The organism is Microcella alkaliphila (assembly GCF_004216855.1).
Taxonomy (GTDB): Bacteria; Actinomycetota; Actinomycetes; order Actinomycetales; family Microbacteriaceae; genus Microcella; species Microcella alkaliphila.
In genome coordinates this window covers 205,615-227,042 of the sequence record NZ_SGXT01000014.1, presented here as the reverse complement: position 1 = coordinate 227,042, position 21,428 = coordinate 205,615, and the positions used below count along the sequence as shown (strand labels likewise).

The following is a 21,428-nucleotide window of genomic DNA, read 5'->3' as shown; positions in this document are numbered from 1 at the left end:
CCGCGAACGGAACGCCCCTCAGTCGATGTGGTCTAGTGCTCGTGCGGAACGTACGCCTCAATGCCGGCCTGGATAATCGCCTCGGCTTCGGCCGCGTTGCCCCAGCCCTCGGTCTTGACCCACTTGCCGGGCTCGAGGTCCTTGTAGTGCTCGAAGAAGTGCTCGATCTCTTTCTTCGTGTACTCGGGGATCGAGTCGACGTCCTGAATGTGGTCCCAGCGCGGATCCTTCGCCGGCACCGCGATGACCTTCGCGTCGCTGCCGCCGTCGTCGGTCATGTTGAACACGCCGACCGGGCGCACCGTCACGCCGACACCCGGGAAAAGCGGGTAGTCGAGCAGCACCAGCACGTCGACCGGGTCGCCGTCGAGGCCGAGCGTGTTCTCGAAGTACCCGTAGTCGGTCGGGTAGACGAACGTCGTATACAGCACGCGGTCCAGGAAGACGCGGCCCGTCTCGTGGTCGACCTCGTACTTGTTGCGGCTGCCTTTAGGGATTTCGATGACGGCGGGGTAGGCGCCCATAGAAGTTGCTCCTGAGTCGGTGAGTGTGGCGGGCAGGTGGCCCGCGGGAAAATCGGACGAAACGCCCGGAAACACGCGGCTCTAACCTTAGTGGATGCACTCCCAGCGCCGCCAAGACGGTGACCGTCGCCCCCGGCTCACCCCTGCGGTGGCGGATGTTCGGCGCGCGGTGCGCGAAACGCTCGCCGCCCTGTCGCCTGACTCGCTCGTGCTCGTCGCGCTCAGTGGCGGCCCCGATTCACTCGCACTCGCCGCGGCCACCGCCTTCGAGGCGCCGCGGGCGGGACTGCGCGCCGGCGCCGTGATCGTCGACCACCAGCTGCAAGACGGGTCGCGGGCGGTCGCCGACCGGGCCGCCGAGCAGGCCCGCGCGCTCGGGCTCGACCCGGTCGAGGTGGTGCGCGTCGACGTCGCACCATCCAGCGCGGGCGGCGGCCCGGAAGCCGCGGCCCGCGACGCCCGGTACGCGGCGCTCGACGCCGCCGCGCGGCGCCTGACCGCCTCCGCCGTGCTGCTCGGGCACACGGTCGACGACCAGGCCGAAACCGTGCTGCTCGGGCTCGCCCGCGGCAGCGGGGCCGTCAGCCTCAGCGGCATGGCGGTCGTGAACGGCGTCTACCGGCGGCCGTTCTTGGGGCTGCGGCGAGCATCCACGGTTCAGGCCTGCCGCGATCAGGGCCTCGAGCCCTGGAGCGACCCGCACAATCTCGACCCCGCGTACACGCGCGTGCGCGTGCGCGACCGCGTTCTGCCGCTGCTCGAAGCCGAGCTCGACCCCGGCGTCGTCGAGGCGCTCGCCCGCACCGCCGAGCTCGTGCGTGACGATGCCGACGCGCTCGACCGCATGGTCGTCGAGGTCGCCGAAGAGCTCGTCGACCTCGACGACGGCGGATGCTCGGTGCCGGCCGCGTGGCTCGTCGCCAATCCCCGCGCGCTCGGCTCCCGCCTAGTGCGTCTCGTCGCCCGCGTCGAATTCGGGCTCACCCTCAGCCGCGAGCAGACCGTCGAGGTGCTGCGGCTCGCTACCGACTGGCACGGGCAGGGCGCGGTGCACCTTCGCGGCGTTAGGGTGAGACGGGCGGGCACACGCATCGTGTTCACCGCCGCCGAGTGACCGGCCGACCGCCGATCTGACACCAGTTCTGACCCCTGGAGGACCCGCCTGTGGACGTCGACGAGATTCGCTCCGACCTGACCGAGGTGCTCATTACCGAGGACGAGATCCACGCGAAGCTCGCCGAGCTGGCTCGCCGGGTCGAGACCGACTACGCGGGCAACCCGCCGCTCCTCGTCGGCGTGCTGAAGGGCGCGGTCATGGTGATGGCCGACTTCGCGCGCGAACTGAAAATGCACGTCGAGATGGACTGGATGGCCGTCAGCTCGTACGGCGCCAGCACCGAGTCGAGCGGCGTCGTGCGCATTCTGAAAGACCTCGACACCGAGATCGCGGGCCGCGACGTGCTCATCGTCGAAGACATCATCGATTCGGGGCTCACCCTGACGTGGCTGCGCGCGAACCTCGAGTCGCGCGGGGCCGCGAGCGTGAAGATCCTCGCCTTGCTGCGCAAGCCCGAGGCCGCCAAGGTCGAGGTCGACGTCGAGTACGTCGGCTTCGAGATTCCGCCGGCCTTCGTCGTCGGGTACGGCCTCGACTACGCCGAGAAGTACCGCAACCTTCGCGCCATCGGGGTGCTCGCCCCCCACGTCTACCAGTAGCCCGGCGGCCTTCCGGCTCTCGGTGCGCCTCCGGCGAACATCCAGCGGGCACCAGCGCAGCAAAAGGTAGCCTCAAGGGATCATGGCGAAGGCGAAGAAGAAGTTTTCGTGGAAGGGCCTGTTCAAGGGCCCCTTCCTCTACATCGCGCTCGGCGCGGTCGCGCTGATTGTCGGCTTCAGCCTGCTCGCGCAGGGTGGGTTCCGCGAGATCTCGACCGCGGAGGGCTTCGACGTCATCGCGAACGCCGAGGTCGAGTCGATCACGATCATCGACGGCCAGCAGCGGGTCGACGTCACGCTCGCGGAAGAGTACGAAGAGTTCGGCACGCAGGTGCAGTTCTACTACGTGTCGCAGCGCGGCGACGCGCTCATCGCGGCCGTCGAAGCTGCCGGCATTGACGACTTCACCGACGAGGTGCCGCAGACGAACTTCTTCGCGTCGATCCTCGGGCTGATCATCCCGTTCCTGATCATCGGCATCATCTTCTACTTCCTGCTCACCCGACTGCAGGGTGGCGGCGGTCGCATCATGCAGTTCGGCAAGTCGAAGGCGAAGCTCGTCAACAAGGAGGCCCCGCAGGTCACCTTCGACGACGTCGCCGGCGCCGAAGAGGCGATCGAGGAGCTGCACGAGATCAAAGACTTCCTGAAGGACCCGTCGCGGTTCCTCGCCGTCGGGGCGCGCATCCCGAAGGGCGTTCTGCTCTACGGTCCCCCCGGAACCGGCAAGACACTCCTCGCGCGCTCCGTCGCGGGCGAGGCCGGCGTGCCGTTCTACTCGATCTCGGGATCCGACTTCGTCGAGATGTTCGTCGGCGTCGGCGCGAGCCGTGTGCGCGACCTGTTCACCCAGGCGAAAGAGAATGCGCCGGCGATCATCTTCGTCGACGAGATCGACGCCGTCGGCCGCCACCGCGGTGCCGGCATGGGCGGCGGCCACGACGAGCGCGAGCAGACCCTCAACCAGATGCTCGTCGAGATGGACGGCTTCGACCCGAACACGAACGTCATCATGATCGCGGCGACCAACCGCCCCGACATCCTCGACCCGGCGCTGCTGCGCCCCGGCCGCTTCGACCGGCAGATTCAGGTGGATGCGCCGAACATGGAGGGGCGCCGCAAGATTCTTGAGGTCCACGCGAAGGGCAAACCTGTCGCCGAGGGCGTCGACCTCGAGGTCGTCGCGCGCAAGACCCCCGGCTACACCGGCGCCGACCTCGCCAACGTGCTGAACGAGGCTGCGCTGCTCACCGCGCGTCAGGGCGGCCAACAGATCACCGCCGAGGCCCTCGACGAGGCCGTCGACCGCGTCATGGCCGGCCCGCAGCGCCGCACCCGCGTGATGCGCGACCACGAGAAGCTCATCACCGCCTACCACGAGGGGGGTCACGCGCTCGCGGCCGCCGCGATGCGCAACACCGACCCCGTGACGAAGGTGACGATCCTGCCGCGCGGCCGCGCCCTCGGCTACACGATGGTCATGCCCATCGACGACAAGTACTCGGTGACCCGCAACGAGCTGCTCGACCAGCTCACTTACGCCATGGGCGGTCGCGTCGCCGAAGAGATCGTCTTCCACGACCCGACGACCGGGGCGAGCAACGACATCGAGAAGGCCACGAGCATCGCCCGGCGCATGGTCACCGAGTACGGCATGAGCGCCGAGGTCGGCGCCGTGAAGCTCGGCCAGTCGAGCGGCGAAGTGTTCCTCGGCAAAGACATGGGCCACCAGCGCGACTACTCCGAGAAGCTCGCCGAACGGGTCGACATCGAGGTGCGCGCCCTGATCGAGCAGGCGCACGACGAAGCCTGGCGGGTGCTCAACGACAACCGCGACATCCTCGACCAGCTCGCCAGCGAACTGCTCGAGAAGGAAACGCTCGACCACGTGCGACTCGCCGAGATCTTCGCCGACGTCAAGAAGCTGCCCGAGCGCCCGCAGTGGCTGTCGAGCGAAGAGCGGCCGCTGCCGAACATCCCCCCGGTGCCCATGCCGGAGAAGCCCCAGATCGAGGACGCGGTCGCGGCCGAGACGGCGCACGCTGACGCGGATGAGCACGCCGGAGCCGGTGTGGCGCACCGCGACGCCGGCCCGGATTCTGCGACAGACTGAACACCCATGAGCCCGATCGACACCGCGCGCATCGAGGCGGCGGTGGCCGAGATCATCGCCGCGATCGGTGACGACCCGGCCCGCCCGGGCCTCGCGACCACCCCGAAGCGTGTGGCCGCCAGTTACGCCGACTTTTTCGCCGGCGTCGGCGTCGACCCCGTGCCGATGCTCGAAGACTCGGCCGAGATGGCGACCGACCCCGGCGAGCGGGGTGAGCTCGTCGTCGTGCGCGACATCGCCCTGCGCTCGATGTGCGAGCACCACCTGCTGCCCTTCACCGGCATAGCCCACGTCGCCTACGTGCCCGACGAGCGCATCATCGGCCTCGGCCGCATTCCCGCGCTCATCGAGATCGTGTCGGCGCGCCCGCAGTTGCAGGAACGGCTCGGTGAAGACGTCGCTGCGGCACTCGACGCCGCCGTACGTCCGCACGGCGTGCTCGTCGTCGTGGATGCCCGTCACGGCTGCGTCGCCGCCCGCGGCGTTCGCTACGCCGACTCCTCAACCGTGACGGTCGCCGCCCGCGGCACCCTGGCGGCCCCCGACCAGCAGGCCGCGGTCATGGCGCTCATCGGCCGGGGTGCCGCGTGACGGACGCCCGCAGCACGGCCACCGGCCCCGCGATCTGGGGCATCCTGAACGTCACGCCCGACTCGTTCAGCGACGGCGGCCGCTTCGTCAACCCGCAGGTCGCCCTCCGGCACGCCCAGCGCATGGTCGCCGACGGCGCCAGCGTGATTGACGTGGGTGGCGAGTCGACCCGCCCCGGAGCAGAACGCGTCAGCCCCGAGGTCGAGCAGGGGCGCGTGCTGCCGGTGATCCGCGCGCTCGCCGCCGCGGGCATCCCGGTGTCGATCGACACGATGAACGCGTCGACCGCCGCGGCCGCCGTCGAGGCGGGCGCGCGCATCGTCAACGACGTCTCGGGCGGACTCGCCGACCCGGCCATGGCGACGACGGTCGCTGGGCTCGACGCCGACTACGTCGCCATGCACTGGCGTGGCCACTCGCACCGGTGGGACCAGGTCAGCGACTACGCGAACGTCGTCGCCGACGTGACGGCCGAGCTGCGGGCACGCCGCGACGCGCTGCTCGGCGCCGGGCTCGCACCGGAGCGGCTGTGGCTCGACCCGGGCATCGGGTTCGCAAAAGGGCCCGACCACAATTGGCAGCTGCTGCGCGGGATCGCCACGCTGCGCTCGCTCGGGCACCCGCTACTCGTGGGGGCCTCGCGCAAGCGCTTCCTCGGCGCACTGCTGCCGAGCACCCAGCAGCCGGCCGACCGCGACGTCGCGACCGCTGCCGTCAGCGTGATGTGCGCCGACGCGGGGGTCGCCGCCGTGCGCGTTCACAACGTCACCGCGAACGCGCAGGCGCTCGCCGCGTGGCGCGCCTGGCGCGGGGGTGTCGCGTGACCGGAGACCCGAGCCCCGACACCATCGCCCTGACGGGCGTGACGGCGACCGGCTTCCACGGCGTCTATCCCGACGAGCGGCGCGACGGCCAGCGCTTCGTCGTCGACGCCGTGCTGCATCTCGACCTGTCGCCGGCAGCCGCGAGCGACGACGTCGCCGACACCGTGCACTACGGCGAGCTCGCCGACGACCTGGTCGCCGCGATCGAGCGCGACCCCGTCGACCTCATCGAGACGCTCGCCGACCGCCTCGCCGCCGTGTGCCTCGCCCGCGAGGGGGTGCACCGCGCGACGATCACGGTGCACAAACCGGAGGCTCCCATCGCGGTGCCGTTCGGCGACGTCGCGGTCACGGTCACCCGCGACGCCGCACCCGCGCGCGCCGTTGTCGCCCTCGGCGCGAACCTCGGCGACCGCCTCGCGGCCCTCGACGACGCGATCCGCGCCCTCGCTGCCCTTCCCGCCACGCGGGTCGCCGCCCACTCGCGCTGGCACGACTCGGTCGCTCTCACACCCGACGGCCCCGACCCGTCGAAGCCCGGGTACCTGAACGGCATCGCGCTCATCGACACCGCACTCGCCCCCACGCACCTGCTGCACCACCTGCTGCGCATCGAGCGCGAGCATGGGCGCGACCGCGGCAGCCACGTCGCCCGCTGGGCCGACCGCACCCTCGACCTCGACCTGATCCAGTACGGCGAGGTGGTTCGCGACGACGCCCGCCTCACGCTTCCGCACCCCCGCGCGCACGAGCGCGCGTTCGTGCTCGAACCCTGGCTCGACATCGATCCGGATGCTCGGCTCGCCACTCACGGACCGGTCGCCGAGCTGCTCGCCGCGCTGCGCGCATCCGACCGCGACGCGGCCACCGCGGACGCCCCCGGAGGCGCGCCGTGACGCGCACCGCCCCCGGCCCGCTGCTCGCGCTCGCCCTCGCTGGCGCGATCGTCGGCTTCGCCGCTGACGCGATGCTCGCCGGGCAGGGCCGCCCCGTGTTCGTGCCCCCCGTCTCGCTCGCGATCGCCCTCGTGCTGATCGCCGCCGCCCTGCTCGCCGGAGCCTGGCCGGTGCGCCGCGCGGCCGCCGGCGAGCGACGCATCGACCCGTTCTACGCGACCCGCATCGTGGTGCTCGCGAAGGCGAGCGCGCTGGGAGGGGCGCTGCTGGCCGGCGCTTGTGCGGGCATCCTGATCTATCTGCTCAGTCGTACGGTCGTGCCAGTAGGCTCGGCGCTGACCACGGGGGCGGCCTTCGTGGGCGCGGCCGTGCTGCTGGCCACCGCGCTCGTCGCCGAGCATTTCTGCTCGGTGCCGCCGCCCACCGACGACGACGAGCCCAACGCGGCACCCGCGGCCGGCTGAGGGGGACAACCGCGTGACCGACCCGACACCCGTGAGCGAGACGCCGACCCCCGCCCCCGAGACGCCGACCCCCGCCCGAATCGAGTTGCCCGTCGAGCCCGGCGAGTGGCAGCGCGTGTCGCCCAAATACATCGTGGTCGACATCGTCGGCTGGCTGATCTTCGGCGGAATCATGACCGTCGCGTCGTTCACCCCCGTGTGGATCGGCTGGTCGTTCGGCTGGATCCTTCCGGTCGTGCTCGGCACGATCTTCCTGCTCGTGATCGCGTTCACGCCGCGACGGGTGCGGGCTATCGGCTACGCGCTGCGTGACGACGACCTGCTGTTCCGCCGCGGGATCCTCTTCCAACGCTTCGTCGCGGTGCCCTACGGCCGCATGCAGTTGGTCGACATCAGCCGCGGCCCCGTCGCCCGCATGCTGGGGCTCGCTGAGCTGAAGTTCGTCACCGCCGCAGCCTCCAGCGGTGTGCTCATTCCCGGTCTGCCGCTCGAGCGCGCCGAGCAGTTGCGCGACCACCTCGTCGCGGTCGCCGAAACCCGCCGGGCGGGCCTGTGAGCGACGAGCTCTCGCGCGCGAAGGCGGCCACCGCGACCGACTTCACCGACGGGGAGTGGCACCGACTGCACCGTGCGACGCCGCTGTTCCGCGGCGGGCTGACACTCCTCATCATCGTCGGCGTGATCGTTGCGAACTTCCGCGAGCGGCTGATTGAGGCGTTCATCCCGGGCGGCGGAGAGTTCACCCCAGAAGACCCGCTGTTCGAGTACATCATCGCCGAGAACCTGATCCTGCAGGCCGCCGCGGCGCTGCTCGGCCTGCTGCTGCTGATCATCGCCGGCTTTTGGCTGTCGTGGCGATTCCACGCGTTTCGCATCACCGACCAGGTCGTCGAGGTGCGTTCGGGCATCCTCTTCCGCACGAACCGAAAAGGGCGCCTCGATCGCATTCAGGGCATCAACATCGTTCGCCCGTTCATCCCGCGCCTGTTCGGGGCGGCGAAGCTCGAGATTTCGGTCGCCGGCAACGACGCGAACGTTCCGCTGCAGTATCTGACGGGCGCTCAGGCGGATGCACTGCGGCGCGACATCCTGCTGCTCGCGTCCGGTGCGCGCCGGGATGCGGCGGGAAGCGGGGCGCCGTCGGCCGAGGCCGCCCCCGGCGCCGTCGACTCCGTGGAGGTGCCGCCCGGCACCTCGCTGACCCTTGCCTCCGGGGTGATCGACAAGCGGGTGGGCGAGTTCCTGGCGCCCGAACTCGACCCGAGCCTCGTCGAGCCCGAGACGGTCGTACACATGAATCCGGGCCGGCTCATCGGCTCGACCGTGCTCGGCGGGCCCGCGATCGTCTTCGTGCTGTTGACGGCCGGACTCATCACGGGAATCGCGATGACGGGCGAAGTCGCGCTGGTCGTCGGATTCATTCCCGCCATGCTCGGTATCGGCGGTTTCCTCGTCAGCCGCATCACGCGCTCGCTGCGCTACTCGATCGCCGCCACCCCCGACGGGGTGCGCGTCGGCTTCGGCCTGCTCTCGACGTCGAACGAGACGCTGCCGCCGGGGCGCATTCACTCGGTGAAGGTCAGCCAGCCGCTGCTGTGGCGACCATTCGGCTGGTGGCAAATCGCCGTGAACCGCGCCTCCCGCTCGTCGGCGCAGGGTGCTGGAGGCCAAGCGCAGACGACGATCCTGCCCGTCGGCAACGCCGACGACGTGCGCACCGTGCTGCGCCTGTTGCTGCCCGCCGGGGTCACCGACGACTCGATGCCGATGATCGACCTGGGGCTGACCGGCTCGGGCGACGAGGGAGGCTTCGTGCCGTCGCCGCGCCGAGCGCGGCCGCTGCGGTGGTTCTCGGTGAAGCGCAACGCGACCGCACTCACCCCGGAACTGGTCATGCTGCGGGCGGGAGCGGTCTGGCGGTCGCTGACGCTCGTGCCGTACCCGCGCATCCAGTCGGCGGCGGTCACCCAGGGGCCGATCGAGCGAGCGCTGCGCCTCGGATCAATTCAGGTGCACACGGTCGCCGGGCCGATCGTCGCGAACCTCGGTGCCCTCGACCGCGAACACGCGGTGAGCTTCTTCGAGCATGTGAGCGGGCGCGCGATTGCCGCCGCCGAGCGCGACACCAGCCACCGCTGGGGTGAGACCCCCGCGGAGGAGCCCTCGGCGCCGGAGAGCGCGCCGTGACCGCACGCGATGGACGCCTCGGCGTCGGCATCGTCGGCGCGGGCCGGGTCGGCCCCGTGCTCGGCGCCGCCCTCGCCGGCGCCGGCCACGCGATCGTCGGCGTCTCCGCGGTCGGCGACGACGAACGCGACCGCGTCGACGGCCTGCTGCCGGGTGCCGTCATCGCCGCCGTGCCCGACATCGTCGAGCGCAGCGAACTTGTCGTGCTGGCCGTGCCCGACGGGGAGCTGCCCGGCCTTATCCACGGGCTGGCCGCGGCCGGAGCGTGGCAGCCCGGCCAGTTGGTGTTGCACACGGCCCCCGGGCACGGGGTGGGCGTGCTCGACCCGGCGCGGGCGGCGGGCGCGATTCCGCTGGCCGTGCATCCGGCGCTCGACTTCACCGGAACATCCATAGATCTCGTGCGGCTGCGCGAGGCGTGGTGTGCCGTCACCGCGCCCGCGCCCGTGCTGCCCATCGCCCAGGCGCTCGTCGTCGAGATGGGCGCTGAGCCGATCGTGGTCGACGAGGCCGACCGGCCCGCGTACGCCGACGCGATCGCGGCCGCCTCGCAGTTTTCGCGCGCCGTCGTCGACCAGGCCGTCGACGGCTTGCGCGCCATCGGCGTCGACGAGCCCGGCCGAGTGCTCAGCGCGGTCGTGCGCTCCGCCGTCGAGAATGCGCTGCGCGAGGCGAGCGGCGTGCGTATCGAGCCCGAACGATTCGTGCCGGAGGACGACAGCGGCCACAATGGGTCACCGTGAGCCACGACGATGTTTCTGCCGCGCCACCCGTCGTGATCGACACCGTCGCGGGCGTTCGCTCGGCCGTCGAGGCGTGGCGAGCATCCGGTGAAACGGTCGCCCTCGTGCCGACCATGGGGTCGCTGCACGCCGGGCACCTCGCGCTCGTCGACCGGGCGGCCGCGCTTGCCGACCGCGTCGTCGTGTCGGTGTTCGTGAACCCCCTGCAGTTCGGTCCGAGCGAAGATTTCGAGCGCTATCCGCGCAGCCTCGACGCCGACCGGGCGCTGCTCGTCGGGCATGGAGTCGACGCCGTCTTCGCGCCCCACGCCGACGAGATGTATCCGACGGGCGCGGCCCTGACGCGGGTGACCGCCGGCGAGATCGGCCGCCGCTACGAGGGGGCCGCGCGCCCCGGGCACTTCGACGGCGTGCTCACCGTCGTCGCGAAGCTGCTCGGCATCGTCACCCCGCACGTTGTTCTTTTTGGCGAGAAGGATGCGCAGCAGGTGTTCCTCGTCACCCGCATGGTGCGCGACCTCGACATCGACACCCGCGTCGAGGTGGTTGACACGGTGCGCGACCACGACGGACTCGCTCTGTCGAGCCGCAACGCGTACCTGGACGAGCGTCACCGGCGGGCCGCGCGGGCGATCCCGGCGGCGATCGAGGCGGCGCAGTCGGCGGCCGACCGCGGCATCGACGCGGCGCTCGCGGCGGCCCAGTCTGCGCTCGCCGGGCGCCCCGAGGTCGACGTCGACTACGTTGCCGTCGTCGACCCGGCCACGTTCGATCTGGTTCCCGATGACCACCGCGGCGCCGCCCGGATGCTCGTGGCGGCGCGCGTCGGCGACACTCGCCTCATCGACACGGCCCTGATCCCGCTCGCCTGATCCGGGCGCCCGTTTTGGCGCGGCTCGCGTTGCTGGCCCGGCTGTGCGGCGCAGTTCGCGCCGTCGCGCTGGCTTTCGGGGTAGCCGTGACTCCCGCCCACGTTGCTGGGACTCTTCCACGGGCCGCCGCGACTACTCCGGTGTAGGAGGTCCTACACCGGAGTAGCGAAAGGCCGCGGTCTGCCCGTGTGCTCGTGTAGGAAGTCCTACACCGGAGTAGTCGCGTTTGGGGGCACACGTTCCGCCTGCGGAAGCGTTCCGTGTGCGCGCTCGCGCCACTTCAGCGCTCGTCCCTCCATGCACGCCCGTGACCGCTTGCCTGTGGCCACTCGCTCGCCCTTCCGGGGCCCCTTTGGTGGACTCGTGCCCTCGTGAGGGGGTTCTCATTCACCAAAAGGGGCTCCGGTTCTCCGCGGCGCGGCGCGGCGCGGGGCGGAGCGGGGCGAGTCGGCGCGGGAGCGCGGGGCGCCGCGGGGGGCCGCGGCCACGGGCAGACGTCGGCTTGGGGCGCCAACGCGCGCCGTTAGGCTAGAGCGGTTGACCAAGGAGCCTCACGCATGACCGAGAACACCGCCGCGCCCACGAGCGCGACGCCCGCCGACGCGAGCGACGAGCCGACGATCGAGGAGATCGCCGAGCAGAAGCAGGTGCGCCTCGACAAGCGTGAACGGATGCTCGCGGCCGGCATCGAACCGTACGCAATCGGTCTTGAGGTGACCGACAGCATCCCCGCCGTGCGTGAGCGGTTCCCCGAGCTCGACGCCGACGTGCAGACCGGGGAGCGCGTCGCGCTCGCCGGCCGGATCGTGTTCAGCCGCAACACCGGCAAGCTCTGCTTCGCCACGTTGCAGTCGGGTGACGGCGCCCGCATCCAGGTGATGGTGTCGCTCGCCGAGGTCGGCGACGAGTCGCTCGCGCAGTGGAAAGAGTTCACTGACCTCGGCGACCACGTCTACGTCGAGGGCGAGGTGATCACGAGCCGCCGCGGCGAGCTCAGCATCATGGTGTCGAGCTGGGCGATCGCCGCGAAGGCGATCCTGCCCCTGCCTACCCTGCACAAAGAACTCAGCGAAGAGACGCGCGTGCGCCAGCGCTACCTCGACCTCATCGTGCGCGAGCAGGCGCGGCAGACCGTGCGCGCCCGGGCGCTCGCCGTGGCGAGCCTGCGGCAGACGTTCGCGAACCACGGCTACCTCGAGGTCGAGACGCCGATGCTGCAGACCATGCACGGCGGCGCCTCGGCCCGCCCCTTCGTGACGCACTCGAACGCGTTCGACACCGAGCTGTTTTTGCGCATCGCGCCCGAGCTCTTCCTGAAGCGCGCCGTCGTCGGCGGCATCGAGCGGGTGTTCGAGATCAACCGCAACTTCCGCAACGAGGGCGCCGACTCGACCCACAGCCCCGAGTTCGCCATGCTCGAGGCCTACCAGGCATACGGCGACTACCACCAGATGGCCGACCTCACGCAAGAGATGATCCAGAACGCGGCGCTCGCCGTCGCTGGGTCGCACGTCGTGACGTGGGCCGACGGCACCGAGTACGACCTCGGCGGCGAGTGGGATCGCCTCAGCATGTACGAGTCGCTAAGCGCGGCCGCGGGCGTCGAGGTGACCCCAGAAACCCCCATGGCCGACCTCAAGAAAATGGCCGACGCCGTCGACATCGAAATCGACCACCCGCTGCCCGGCAAGTACGTCGAAGAGCTGTGGGAGCACCACGTTAAGGGCGACCTCACCCGCCCGACCTTCGTCATGGACTTCCCCGTCGACACGAGCCCGCTCGTGCGCGAGCACCGCTCGAAGAGGGGCGTCGTCGAGAAGTGGGACCTCTACGTGCGCGGCTTCGAACTCGCCACCGCGTACTCCGAGCTCGTCGACCCGGTCATTCAGCGCGAGCGTTTCGTCGCCCAGGCGACGCTCGCCGCCGGCGGCGACCTGGAGGCGATGCAGCTCGACGAGGCGTTCCTCACGGCGCTCGAGCACGGCATGCCCCCGTCTGGCGGCATGGGCATGGGCATCGACCGCCTGCTGATGGCCCTCACCGGCCTCGGCATTCGCGAGACGATCCTGTTCCCGCTCGTCAAGTAGCGAGGGGTAGCCTCGCACCATGGTGTTCAACCGCGACGACGAGCTGAAGCTCCCCGGAGACGACGAGAAGAAGAAGCAGGGCGTGTCGATGAACCGCCTCGCGCTCTGGCTCGTCGTCGGCGCGTTCGGCGCCTATCTGCTGCTCTCGGGCATCTTCGGCATTCTCGAGAAGTCCGGCCAGTAGGGGCGTTCACCCCCCATTCACCCCCGTACTGGGGCAAGCGGCCGACGCTCGCGGAGTTCTAGCCTGAGGCTGTCCGACAGGACCGCACCCGGCTACCCGGCCGACACCCCGACCGCGGTTCTGACAGACGACACCCAACCCGATACCCGAAGCGTCTGGTGCCCAGCGTCACCGACACTCGCCCTACCCGAATGGCGAACCCCCATGGCTGTGAAGCTGCGCTTCCGCACGGCCGCCGCATTTGTCGCCGGCATGGCGATCGTTTTCGCGATCGCCTGGGCCGACAATGCCTTCGCCGTCGACTCGCTGCGCATCACCGCGCCGACGCAGGGCCAGACGGTCGCGGGTGACCTCCGTGTTGAAGGCATCGTCGGCGGCGCCGGTGATGTCGATGTCACGCTGTCGCTGTCCCCCCAGGTGCTGGGTGACTGCCGCCCCTCGGTGCTCGACCGCGTGGTGACGGTCACCGCCGGCGAGCCGTTCGCCGTCAGCCTCGTCACCGCAGGACTCGAGGCGGGCACATACTGCGTCGTCGCGATCGCCGATGATGGCCGACTGTCGGCCGCGGTCGGCGACGTGACGATCGAACCGGGCCTCACTGAACTCGATGGCTTCCAGCTGCCCACGCTGTCCGTCGACGGCACGGATGCTCGGGGTTCCGCATCGACGGCGCTCGACCCCGCCATCATCATTCCGATCGCGCTCGGCAGCGTCGCTGCCGTCAGCGTCGTCGTCCTGTCTGCCGGCCTGCTGTTCCGCCGCCGGCAGCTGCAGGACTCGTAGGCGCCGTCGCGCTCGCCCGGCCGCGCGCCGCGGGCGCAACGGTCTTCGTGGGGGCCGCTCCGAGCATCCCGGCGTACCATGTGGGCATGCCTGAATCGTTCTGGGGGAACGTGATCTTCTCGGTCACGCCGACGATCCTCCTCGGGCTGCTGTTTTGGTTCGCAATGCGCGCGATCATTCGCGCCGACCGCGCCGAGCGTCAGACGTTCAGCGAGATCGAGGCCGAAGAGCGGGCGCGCATCGAGAAGCAGGGCGCTGATCCGCACGAGTGAGTAGGGTCGAGCGTCAGGCCGGGCGATCTCCCCGGCGATCAGTGTGGCGACCGGAGCCCTGACGACGCGCTGCGGCGCAGCGAGGAGCGTGAGCGTGGCATCCCTGATCGGTGACCCGATTGAGCGCGAACTCGTCACCCTGCACGAGCGACTCAAGCACGACTATCGCGGTGAGACGTCGGCGTCGATTCCGACGCTCGAGCACGCCGACCATCGGCTGTTCGGCCTCGCCGTCTGCACGCCCGACGGGTACGTGTCGGCGGCGGGTGACGCCGACGTCGAGTTCTCGGTGCAGTCGATTTCGAAGGCATTCACGTACGCGCTCGCGCTGAGCGACCGCGGACTCGAGTCAGTGCACGAGCATGTGGGCGCCGAGCCGAGCGGCGAGGCGTTCAGCGCGATCAGTCTCGAGGAGGAGACGGGCCGCCCCGACAACCCGATGATCAACGCGGGGGCCCTCGTGACGTGTGCTCTCGTGTCGGGGGCGGACGCGCACGAGAAGTACGAGCGCATCCACGCCCTCATGGAGGCGTGTGCCGGGCGGTCGCTCGGTTTTGACGAGACCGTCTACGAGGAGGAGCAGGGCGCGAGCGACCGCAATCGCGCGCTGGCGCACTTCATGCGCAGTGCGGGCTCGCTGACCGACGAGGTCGACCCCACCATGGAGGTGTACCTGAAGCAGTGTTCGGTGCTCGTCTCGACGCGGGACCTCGCCGTCATGGGTGCGACGCTCGCGACGGGCGGCGTGAACCCGCTGACCGGTGACCGGGTCTTCAGCGGAACGGTGGCGCGGCACGTGCTGACGGTCATGGCGACGTGCGGCATGTACGACTACTCGGGCGAGTGGTTGCTGACCGTCGGCACGCCCGCGAAGAGCGGCGTGTCGGGCGGGCTGATCACGGCGAGCCCCGGCCAGTTCGGCATGGGGCTGTTCAGCCCGAAATTGGATGCTCGGGGCAATTCGGTGCGCGCCGTCGCGGCCTCGCAGGATCTTGCCGACCGATACGAGCTGCACGCGTTGACGCTGCCGGGCGGCAATCTGCCCGTGGTGCGCGAGAGTGAGGAGCGCTGGCCCGAGTATGGCGCGGGCGTGGTGGCGGTGCAGGGCGACCTGGTGTTCGCGTCGATGCGCGGGGTGCTGAGCGCCATCGAGGCCGTGCTGGAGTCGTCCGACCGGGTGCTTGTGCTCGATCTCGACCGGGTGACACGCGTGCACCAGGTGGGTGAGCGCATCCTGCAGGGGGCGATCGACCGTCTCGAGGAGCATGACCACGAGGTCGTCATCGTCGACGGCGCGCGCCGCGGAATCGTTTCGGGCGCGGTCGAGGTCGAGAGTCTCGACGAGGCTCGAGAGTGGTGCGCCGCGAGATGATGTGCGCCCCCTCTAGCGACTACTCCGGTGTAGGACTTCCTACACTTCTGTGAGCCCCCGCCGCCCGCGCAACTACCCGGGTGTAGGACTTCCTACAGTCGTGGCGACCGTCCGGTGACTGCCCGGCGACTGCTCAGGTGTAGGAACTCCTACACCGGAGTAGTCGCGGCGAGTGCCGAATGGGTTGCCGCGCGCGGGCACCTGTGCGCGGCGCCGTGCACATGATCACGCGCCGAGCGCCCGCGCCCTACGGCTGCTCGCGGGGCCTCAGGCGGATGCTCGGCAGGGCGGGCGCGGGAAGCGCGGGCCCGTCGTACCCGTCCACGTGACCGAAGCGGCCCGCGCGGTCGGCGTCGTCGATGACGTCCGTCTGCCAGCGCTCGCGGAATGCGACGATCTCGTCGTGGTCGCGGCCGATGAAGTTCCACCACATGACGATCGGCTCGCCGAGCGGCGTTCCGCCGATCAGCAGGATGCGCAGCGGCGCGTCGGCCCCCGCCTCGATACGCAGGTAGTCGGCGCCCGGCGCGAGATAGCCGAGCTGCGCGGCAGAAACCTCGTGCTCGTCGTCGAGCGTCGCGTGGCCCGAGTCCACGAGCACGCCGTGCTCGAACGTGGGGTCGAGCGCCAGGTCGAGGACGGCTCCGGCCGGCAGGTCGAGCTGCGCCCCGAGGAGCGGCGTGAACGTGCGGGCCTCCGACGCGTGGTCGGCCAGCTCGGGCAACTCGCCGACGAACACCCGCACGGTCGCGTCGCCGAGTCGTACCGGCACGGGTTCCGTGTGCTCGAAGAATGGCGCGGTGTGCCGGTCGCGGTCGGGCAGCGCGACCCACAGCTGCGCTCCGTGCAGGCGGGTCGTCGCGGGTGTCGACACCTCCGAGTGCTGAATGCCCGAGCCCGCTGTCATCAGGTTCAGCTCGCCGGGCCGCACCATCTGGTGGGCGCCCGTCGAGTCTCGGTGCTCAATCTCACCCTCGAACAGCCAGCTGACCGTCTGCAGTCCGGTGTGGGGGTGGGGAGGGACGACCATTCCGGCATCCCGTTCGGTGATGTCGTCGGGGCCGTAGTGATCGAGGAAGCACCACGCGCCGATGAGGCTGCGCTCGCGCTGCGGCAGGGTGCGGCGCACGGTCATAGCGCGCGGCCCGCCGAGCGGAACCTCCCGCCCCTCGAGCAGCTGAAACCGGGGCGCGGAGTCATCGTCGCACAGCAGTTCGGCCGGCTCGACCTCAAGGTTGCTCACGCGATCACCCTACGCCGCACCCCGGCGAACTGACCGGGCGCGTGCATCCCGTCAGGGGGTTTCTGTGAGGGCGCCGAACCCCGTCACGCCCACGGCGAACAGGGGCAGAATGCGGCACCCGCCGTGGTTACCCTCGATGTACCGAAGGCTCCCCATTACGCCTTCGTGAGGAGTGACGACATGTTTGAACGCTTTACCGACCGAGCCCGTCGGGTTGTCGTGCTGGCCCAAGAAGAGGCCAAGATGCTCAACCACAACTACATCGGCACCGAGCACATTCTGCTCGGGCTGATCCACGAGGGTGAGGGCGTCGCCGCCAAGGCGCTCGAGTCGCTCAACATCTCGCTCGACTCTGTGCGCGAGCAGGTGCAGGACATCATCGGCCAGGGGCAGCAGCAGCCGACCGGGCACATTCCGTTCACGCCGCGCGCCAAGAAGGTGCTCGAGCTCAGCTTGCGCGAAGCCCTGCAGCTTGGCCACAACTACATCGGCACCGAGCACATCCTGCTCGGCCTCATCCGCGAGGGTGAGGGCGTCGCCGCGCAGGTGCTCGTCAAGCTCGGCGCCGACCTGAACAAGGTGCGCCAGCAAGTCATCCAGCTGCTCTCCGGCTACCAGGGCAAGGAGGCCGTCGCCGTCGGCGGCGAGTCGACGCAGAGCGACAAGGGTTCGCAGGTGCTCGACCAGTTCGGCCGCAACCTCACCGCCGCCGCCCGCGAGGGCAAGCTCGACCCGGTCATCGGCCGCGAGAAGGAGGCCGAGCGGGTCATGCAGATCCTCTCGCGCCGCTCGAAGAACAACCCCGTGCTGATCGGCGAACCCGGCGTCGGCAAGACCGCCGTCGTCGAGGGCCTCGCCCAGGCGATCGTCAAGGGCGAAGTGCCCGAGACGCTGAAAGACAAGCAGCTCTACTCGCTCGACCTCGGCTCGCTCATCGCCGGCAGCCGCTACCGCGGTGACTTCGAAGAGCGCCTCAAGAAGGTCACGAAAGAGATCCGCACGCGCGGCGACATCATCGTCTTTATCGACGAGATCCACACCCTCGTGGGTGCGGGCGCTGCCGAAGGTGCGATCGATGCCGCGAGCATCCTGAAGCCGCTGCTCGCCCGTGGCGAGCTGCAGACCATCGGCGCGACCACGCTGGATGAGTACCGCAAGCACTTCGAGAAGGATGCCGCGCTCGAGCGCCGCTTCCAGCCCGTCATGGTCAACGAGCCGGCTATCCCGCACGCCATCAACATCTTGAAGGGCCTGCGCGACAAGTACGAGGCCTTCCACAAGGTGTCGATCACCGACGGCGCGGTCGTCGCCGCCGTGAACCTCGCCGACCGCTACGTGCAAGACCGCTTCCTGCCCGACAAGGCCATCGACCTGATCGACGAGGCCGGCGCCCGCCTGCGCCTGTCGATCCTGTCGGCCCCGCCTGAGCTGCGCGCGTTCGACGAGAAGATCGCCGCCGTGCGCACGCAGAAGGAGGAGGCCATCGAGGGCCAAGACTTCGAAAAGGCCGCAAGTCTGCGCGACGAAGAGAAGAAGCTGCTCGGTGAGCGGCTGCGCCTCGAGAAGCAGTGGCGTGCCGGCGAGGTCGCCGCGGGCGGAACCGTCGACGAGGGCGTCATCGCCGAGGTGCTGGCGCAGGCCACGGGCATTCCGGTGTTCAAGCTCACCGAGGAAGAGTCCAGCCGCCTCATCTTCATGGAGAAGGCGCTGCACCAGCGCGTCATCGGCCAGAATGAGGCCATCTCGGCGCTCGCGAAGACGATCCGCCGCACGCGTGCCGGCCTGAAAGACCCGAAGCGCCCCAGCGGTTCGTTCATCTTCGCCGGCCCCACCGGCGTCGGAAAGACCGAGCTCGCCAAGGCGCTTGCCGAGTTCCTGTTCGACGACGAGGACGCGCTGATCTCGCTCGACATGTCCGAGTACGGCGAGAAGCACACCGTCTCGCGCCTGTTCGGAGCCCCTCCCGGATTCGTCGGCTTCGAAGAGGGCGGCCAGCTCACCGAGAAGGTGCGGCGGAAGCCGTTCAGCGTCGTGCTCTTCGACGAGATCGAGAAGGCGCACCCCGACATCTTCAACTCGCTCCTGCAGGTGCTCGAAGAGGGTCGTCTAACCGACGGTCAGGGTCGCGTCGTCGACTTCAAGAACACGGTCATCATCATGACCACGAACCTCGGCACGAAGGACATCACGGGTGGTCCCGTCGGCTTCACGATCGAGGGCAACACCGAGGCGAGCTACACCGCCATGCGCGCCAAGGTCGTCGAAGAGTTGAAGAAGCACTTCAAGCCCGAGTTCCTGAACCGCGTCGACGAGACGATCGTGTTCCCGCAGCTCAACACCGAAGAGCTACTGCAGATCGTCGACCTGTTCATCGCACGCCTGCGCGATCGCTTGCTCGATCGCGACATGACGATCGAGGTGTCGAAGGCCGCCAAGGAGCAGCTCATCAAGGTGGGTTGGGACCCGACCCTCGGAGCCCGCCCGCTGCGCCGCGCCGTGCAGGCCGAAGTCGAAGACAAGCTGTCGGAGGAGATCCTGCACGGTCGCCTGAACGCGGGCGACCACGTGGCGGTCGACTACGTCGGCGGCGAGTTCATCATCACGACCACGCAGCGCGAGCTCGCGGCCGTTGAGGCAGGCCCCGCAGCCGGAGCCCCCGAGCTGCCCGCCGCCGACTAACGCGACGCGTTTCACGAGTCGGGCCCCGCGCATCCTGATCGGGTATGCGTGGGGCCCGGTCTCGTTCGCGGCCCTAGGCTGGTCGCGTGACGGAAACAGGCTTCGAGGTGCGCCGCGCGCGCACCGGTGACGTACGCGCGATCAAGGAACTTGTCGAACCACTCGTGCAGTCACGCGTGCTGCTTGGCAAAGAATTGGTCGTGCTGTTCGAGTCGCTGCAGGAGTTCGCTGTCGCCGTCGACGAGGCGGGCGAGGTGATCGGCTGCGGCGCGCTGCACGTCATGTGGGAAGACCTGGGCGAGGTGCGCACGCTTGCCGTGCGGTCGGACTGGCTGGGGCGTGGCGTCGGCCACGCCATGCTCAACTACCTCGAGGGTGAGGCGCGGGCGCTCGGGCTGCACCGGCTGTTCTGCCTGACGTTCGAGGTCGACTTCTTCGAGCGGCACGGATTCGAGCCGATCGACGAGCAGCTCGTCGTCGACCCCGAGGTGTACATCGAGCTGCTGCGCTCGCCCGACGAGGGTGTGGCCGAATTCCTCGACCTGTCTCGGGTGAAGCCCAACACCCTCGGCAACACGCGCATGCTGAAGGCGCTGTAGAGGCGCTTCGCCGCTGAGAGTCACGGCGTTCGCGGCGCGTGTGACGCCCTGTCGCGGTGGTGCGGGGTTACTCTCGCCCCATGTCGAGCCTGCGACACCCCGTCGGACCGCAGCCGCCCAGCGTCTACTGGCGGCGGCGCGCGGTGGTCGGGCTCGGCCTCATCGCGGTCATCGTCGTCATCATCCTCATCGTGGTGCGACCGGGAACGGCCGAGCCGACCGGGTCGGGCGAGCCCGCGCCGACGGCGAGCGACAGCGCCGAGGTCGACGGGTCTGAGGCCGACGACGAGCAGAGCGACCTCGACGCCGCGGCTGAGGACGCCGCCGCAGAGGGTGGCGGCGCACCGCAGGCCTGCACGAGCGAGCAGGTGCAGGTGACGCCCATCACCGACGCCGAGAGCTACGGGCCCGAATCGCAGCCGCAGTTGTCACTGAGCCTGCTGAACACGGGTAGCCGCCCCTGCATCATCGAGGCGGGCAGCGACGTGCAGGAGTTTCTGATTACCTCGGGGCCCGACCGCATCTGGTCGTCGCGCGACTGCCAGGTCGACCCCGTCGCCGCCACGGTCGTGCTCGAGCCGGGTGAAGAGCGGTCGACCCCGGCGATCCCGTGGAACCGCACCCGTAGCGAGCCCGGCGTGTGTGACGTGCAGCGCACGCCCGTTCCCGGGGGCGGGGCGACGTACCGGCTGAGCGTGTCGGTGGGCGAGTTCGCGGGCGACGGAGACCGGCCGTTCCTGCTGAACTGAGCCCGAGCATCCCGATCGGGGCGGGCTGTGGCGTCTCCCGCGTAGGCTTGAGGCGATGCCGAAGAAGAAGTCGAGCAAGAAGTCGGGCGGGCGGCCGAGCGGCCGCCCGGGGGGCGTGTCGGCGCCGAAGATGAAGCGCGGCATGCCGCCGCACAGGGTGGCCGAAGACCAGCAGTTGGCCGCGGCGCTCGAGCGGCAAGACACGGCTGCCGTGGCGTTCGCCCTGCGCAACGACTACTGCATCGTGCCGCTCTTGCCCGGCAGTGGGCCCGAGCAGATTCGCGTCTTCCGTGCGGAGGACGCCGAGAAGTTCATGCTGCTGCTGTTTTCGAGCCCGGAGCGCTACGTCGACATGGTGCCGCAGGAGCCGTCGCACCGTTTTTTGGCGTACGACGGCCCGACGCTGCGCGACTTCCTCGAGCAGAACGTTGACAACCTCGAGGCGGTCGTGTTCGACGTGGCGGGCCCCCACTCGATGCAGGCCGACCCGCGCGAGGTGCTCGCGGCGCTTCAACTCGAGGTCTAGGCAG

The 21,428-nt window shown here is 69.9% G+C and carries 22 protein-coding genes; 20 read left to right on the top strand and 2 right to left on the bottom strand.

The features are described from left to right. Positions 1 to 32 precede the first annotated feature (32 nt). A complete protein-coding gene (ppa, locus tag EV140_RS06785; protein WP_130282322.1) occupies positions 33 to 524 on the bottom strand; it encodes an inorganic diphosphatase in 492 nt (163 codons plus the stop codon). Positions 525 to 618: 94 nt separating this feature from the next. On the opposite strand from ppa, the gene tilS reads away from it, so the two are divergent. The 16 genes from tilS (at position 619) to glsA (ending at position 15,628) form a co-directional block, all read left to right on the top strand. Further along, positions 619 to 1,638: a tRNA lysidine(34) synthetase TilS gene (gene tilS, locus EV140_RS06780; RefSeq protein WP_130282320.1), complete on the top strand. Its 1,020-nt coding sequence runs from the start codon at positions 619 to 621 to the stop codon at positions 1,636 to 1,638. Between the two features lie 50 nt (positions 1,639 to 1,688). Further along, positions 1,689 to 2,240 carry a hypoxanthine phosphoribosyltransferase gene (gene hpt / locus EV140_RS06775; protein ID WP_130282318.1) on the top strand — a complete coding sequence of 184 codons (552 nt, stop codon included), beginning with the start codon at positions 1,689 to 1,691 and terminating at the stop codon, positions 2,238 to 2,240. An 82-nt stretch (positions 2,241 to 2,322) separates the two neighbouring features. Next, positions 2,323 to 4,353: an ATP-dependent zinc metalloprotease FtsH gene (gene ftsH, locus EV140_RS06770; protein WP_130282316.1), complete on the top strand. Its 2,031-nt coding sequence runs from the start codon at positions 2,323 to 2,325 to the stop codon at positions 4,351 to 4,353. A 6-nt stretch (positions 4,354 to 4,359) separates the two neighbouring features. Further along, positions 4,360 to 4,944 carry a GTP cyclohydrolase I gene (folE, locus tag EV140_RS06765; protein ID WP_130282314.1) on the top strand — a complete coding sequence of 195 codons (585 nt, stop codon included), beginning with the start codon at positions 4,360 to 4,362 and terminating at the stop codon, positions 4,942 to 4,944. Continuing rightward, entirely contained in the window at positions 4,941 to 5,768 is an 828-nt protein-coding gene (folP, locus tag EV140_RS06760; protein WP_241971334.1) for a dihydropteroate synthase, read from the top strand. The genes folE and folP overlap by 4 nt, the downstream gene beginning before the upstream one ends. Further along, positions 5,765 to 6,664, top strand: a complete 900-nt coding sequence (gene folK, locus EV140_RS06755) for a 2-amino-4-hydroxy-6-hydroxymethyldihydropteridine diphosphokinase (protein ID WP_130282312.1) — start codon at positions 5,765 to 5,767, stop codon at positions 6,662 to 6,664. The genes folP and folK overlap by 4 nt, the downstream gene beginning before the upstream one ends. Next, a complete protein-coding gene (locus tag EV140_RS06750; RefSeq protein ID WP_130282310.1) occupies positions 6,661 to 7,128 on the top strand; it encodes a DUF3180 family protein in 468 nt (155 codons plus the stop codon). The genes folK and EV140_RS06750 overlap by 4 nt, the downstream gene beginning before the upstream one ends. A gap of 79 nt (positions 7,129 to 7,207) precedes the next feature. Continuing rightward, positions 7,208 to 7,684 carry a PH domain-containing protein gene (locus EV140_RS13315; protein ID WP_422386093.1) on the top strand — a complete coding sequence of 159 codons (477 nt, stop codon included), beginning with the start codon at positions 7,208 to 7,210 and terminating at the stop codon, positions 7,682 to 7,684. After that, entirely contained in the window at positions 7,681 to 9,315 is a 1,635-nt protein-coding gene (locus EV140_RS06740) for a PH domain-containing protein (protein WP_130282306.1), read from the top strand. Before EV140_RS13315 ends, EV140_RS06740 begins: the two co-directional genes overlap by 4 nt. Continuing rightward, positions 9,312 to 10,058, top strand: a complete 747-nt coding sequence (locus EV140_RS06735) for a DUF2520 domain-containing protein (protein ID WP_130282304.1) — start codon at positions 9,312 to 9,314, stop codon at positions 10,056 to 10,058. Before EV140_RS06740 ends, EV140_RS06735 begins: the two co-directional genes overlap by 4 nt. Next, entirely contained in the window at positions 10,055 to 10,930 is an 876-nt protein-coding gene (gene panC, locus EV140_RS06730; RefSeq protein WP_096423200.1) for a pantoate--beta-alanine ligase, read from the top strand. The genes EV140_RS06735 and panC overlap by 4 nt, the downstream gene beginning before the upstream one ends. Positions 10,931 to 11,487: 557 nt before the next feature. After that, positions 11,488 to 13,017 carry a lysine--tRNA ligase gene (gene lysS, locus EV140_RS06725; protein ID WP_130282302.1) on the top strand — a complete coding sequence of 510 codons (1,530 nt, stop codon included), beginning with the start codon at positions 11,488 to 11,490 and terminating at the stop codon, positions 13,015 to 13,017. A 19-nt stretch (positions 13,018 to 13,036) separates the two neighbouring features. Continuing rightward, positions 13,037 to 13,201: a hypothetical protein gene (locus EV140_RS13240; RefSeq protein ID WP_157985624.1), complete on the top strand. Its 165-nt coding sequence runs from the start codon at positions 13,037 to 13,039 to the stop codon at positions 13,199 to 13,201. 204 nt (positions 13,202 to 13,405) lie between these two features. Beyond that, on the top strand, positions 13,406 to 13,984 hold the full coding sequence (locus EV140_RS06720; RefSeq protein WP_130282300.1) for a hypothetical protein: 579 nt from the start codon (positions 13,406 to 13,408) through the stop codon (positions 13,982 to 13,984). Positions 13,985 to 14,070: 86 nt separating this feature from the next. Further along, a complete protein-coding gene (locus tag EV140_RS06715; protein WP_096423197.1) occupies positions 14,071 to 14,256 on the top strand; it encodes a hypothetical protein in 186 nt (61 codons plus the stop codon). Between the two features lie 94 nt (positions 14,257 to 14,350). Continuing rightward, positions 14,351 to 15,628 carry a glutaminase A gene (glsA, locus tag EV140_RS06710; protein WP_157985623.1) on the top strand — a complete coding sequence of 426 codons (1,278 nt, stop codon included), beginning with the start codon at positions 14,351 to 14,353 and terminating at the stop codon, positions 15,626 to 15,628. A 247-nt stretch (positions 15,629 to 15,875) separates the two neighbouring features. Here glsA and EV140_RS06705 read toward each other — a convergent pair whose 3' ends face one another. After that, entirely contained in the window at positions 15,876 to 16,871 is a 996-nt protein-coding gene (locus tag EV140_RS06705) for a pirin family protein (protein ID WP_130282296.1), read from the bottom strand. Positions 16,872 to 17,051: 180 nt separating this feature from the next. Here EV140_RS06705 and EV140_RS06700 point away from each other — a divergent pair, with 180 nt between their 5' ends. The 4 genes from EV140_RS06700 (at position 17,052) to EV140_RS06685 (ending at position 21,424) form a co-directional block, all read left to right on the top strand. After that, entirely contained in the window at positions 17,052 to 19,550 is a 2,499-nt protein-coding gene (locus tag EV140_RS06700) for an ATP-dependent Clp protease ATP-binding subunit (RefSeq protein ID WP_130282294.1), read from the top strand. An 86-nt stretch (positions 19,551 to 19,636) separates the two neighbouring features. Then, on the top strand, positions 19,637 to 20,149 hold the full coding sequence (locus EV140_RS06695) for an amino-acid N-acetyltransferase (protein ID WP_130282292.1): 513 nt from the start codon (positions 19,637 to 19,639) through the stop codon (positions 20,147 to 20,149). Between the two features lie 80 nt (positions 20,150 to 20,229). Then, on the top strand, positions 20,230 to 20,898 hold the full coding sequence (locus EV140_RS06690; RefSeq protein WP_130282290.1) for a hypothetical protein: 669 nt from the start codon (positions 20,230 to 20,232) through the stop codon (positions 20,896 to 20,898). A gap of 55 nt (positions 20,899 to 20,953) precedes the next feature. Then, positions 20,954 to 21,424 carry an SseB family protein gene (locus EV140_RS06685; protein WP_231923961.1) on the top strand — a complete coding sequence of 157 codons (471 nt, stop codon included), beginning with the start codon at positions 20,954 to 20,956 and terminating at the stop codon, positions 21,422 to 21,424. The last annotated feature ends 4 nt before the right edge of the window (positions 21,425 to 21,428 follow it).

What these genes read in the sequence shown, in the direction of transcription:
- EV140_RS06690 (WP_130282290.1), top strand. Translation starts at nt 20,230, where the DNA reads ATGTCGAGCCTGCGACACCCCGTCGGACCGCAGCCGCCCAGCGTCTAC.
- EV140_RS06720 (WP_130282300.1), top strand. Translation starts at nt 13,406, where the DNA reads ATGGCTGTGAAGCTGCGCTTCCGCACGGCCGCCGCATTTGTCGCCGGC.
- EV140_RS06685 (WP_231923961.1), top strand. Translation starts at nt 20,954, where the DNA reads ATGCCGAAGAAGAAGTCGAGCAAGAAGTCGGGCGGGCGGCCGAGCGGC.
- folE (WP_130282314.1), top strand. Translation starts at nt 4,360, where the DNA reads ATGAGCCCGATCGACACCGCGCGCATCGAGGCGGCGGTGGCCGAGATC.
- EV140_RS06715 (WP_096423197.1), top strand. Translation starts at nt 14,071, where the DNA reads ATGCCTGAATCGTTCTGGGGGAACGTGATCTTCTCGGTCACGCCGACG.
- ppa (WP_130282322.1), bottom strand. Translation starts at nt 524, where the DNA reads ATGGGCGCCTACCCCGCCGTCATCGAAATCCCTAAAGGCAGCCGCAAC.
- EV140_RS06700 (WP_130282294.1), top strand. Translation starts at nt 17,052, where the DNA reads ATGTTTGAACGCTTTACCGACCGAGCCCGTCGGGTTGTCGTGCTGGCC.
- tilS (WP_130282320.1), top strand. Translation starts at nt 619, where the DNA reads ATGCACTCCCAGCGCCGCCAAGACGGTGACCGTCGCCCCCGGCTCACC.
- lysS (WP_130282302.1), top strand. Translation starts at nt 11,488, where the DNA reads ATGACCGAGAACACCGCCGCGCCCACGAGCGCGACGCCCGCCGACGCG.
- ftsH (WP_130282316.1), top strand. Translation starts at nt 2,323, where the DNA reads ATGGCGAAGGCGAAGAAGAAGTTTTCGTGGAAGGGCCTGTTCAAGGGC.
- EV140_RS13240 (WP_157985624.1), top strand. Translation starts at nt 13,037, where the DNA reads ATGGTGTTCAACCGCGACGACGAGCTGAAGCTCCCCGGAGACGACGAG.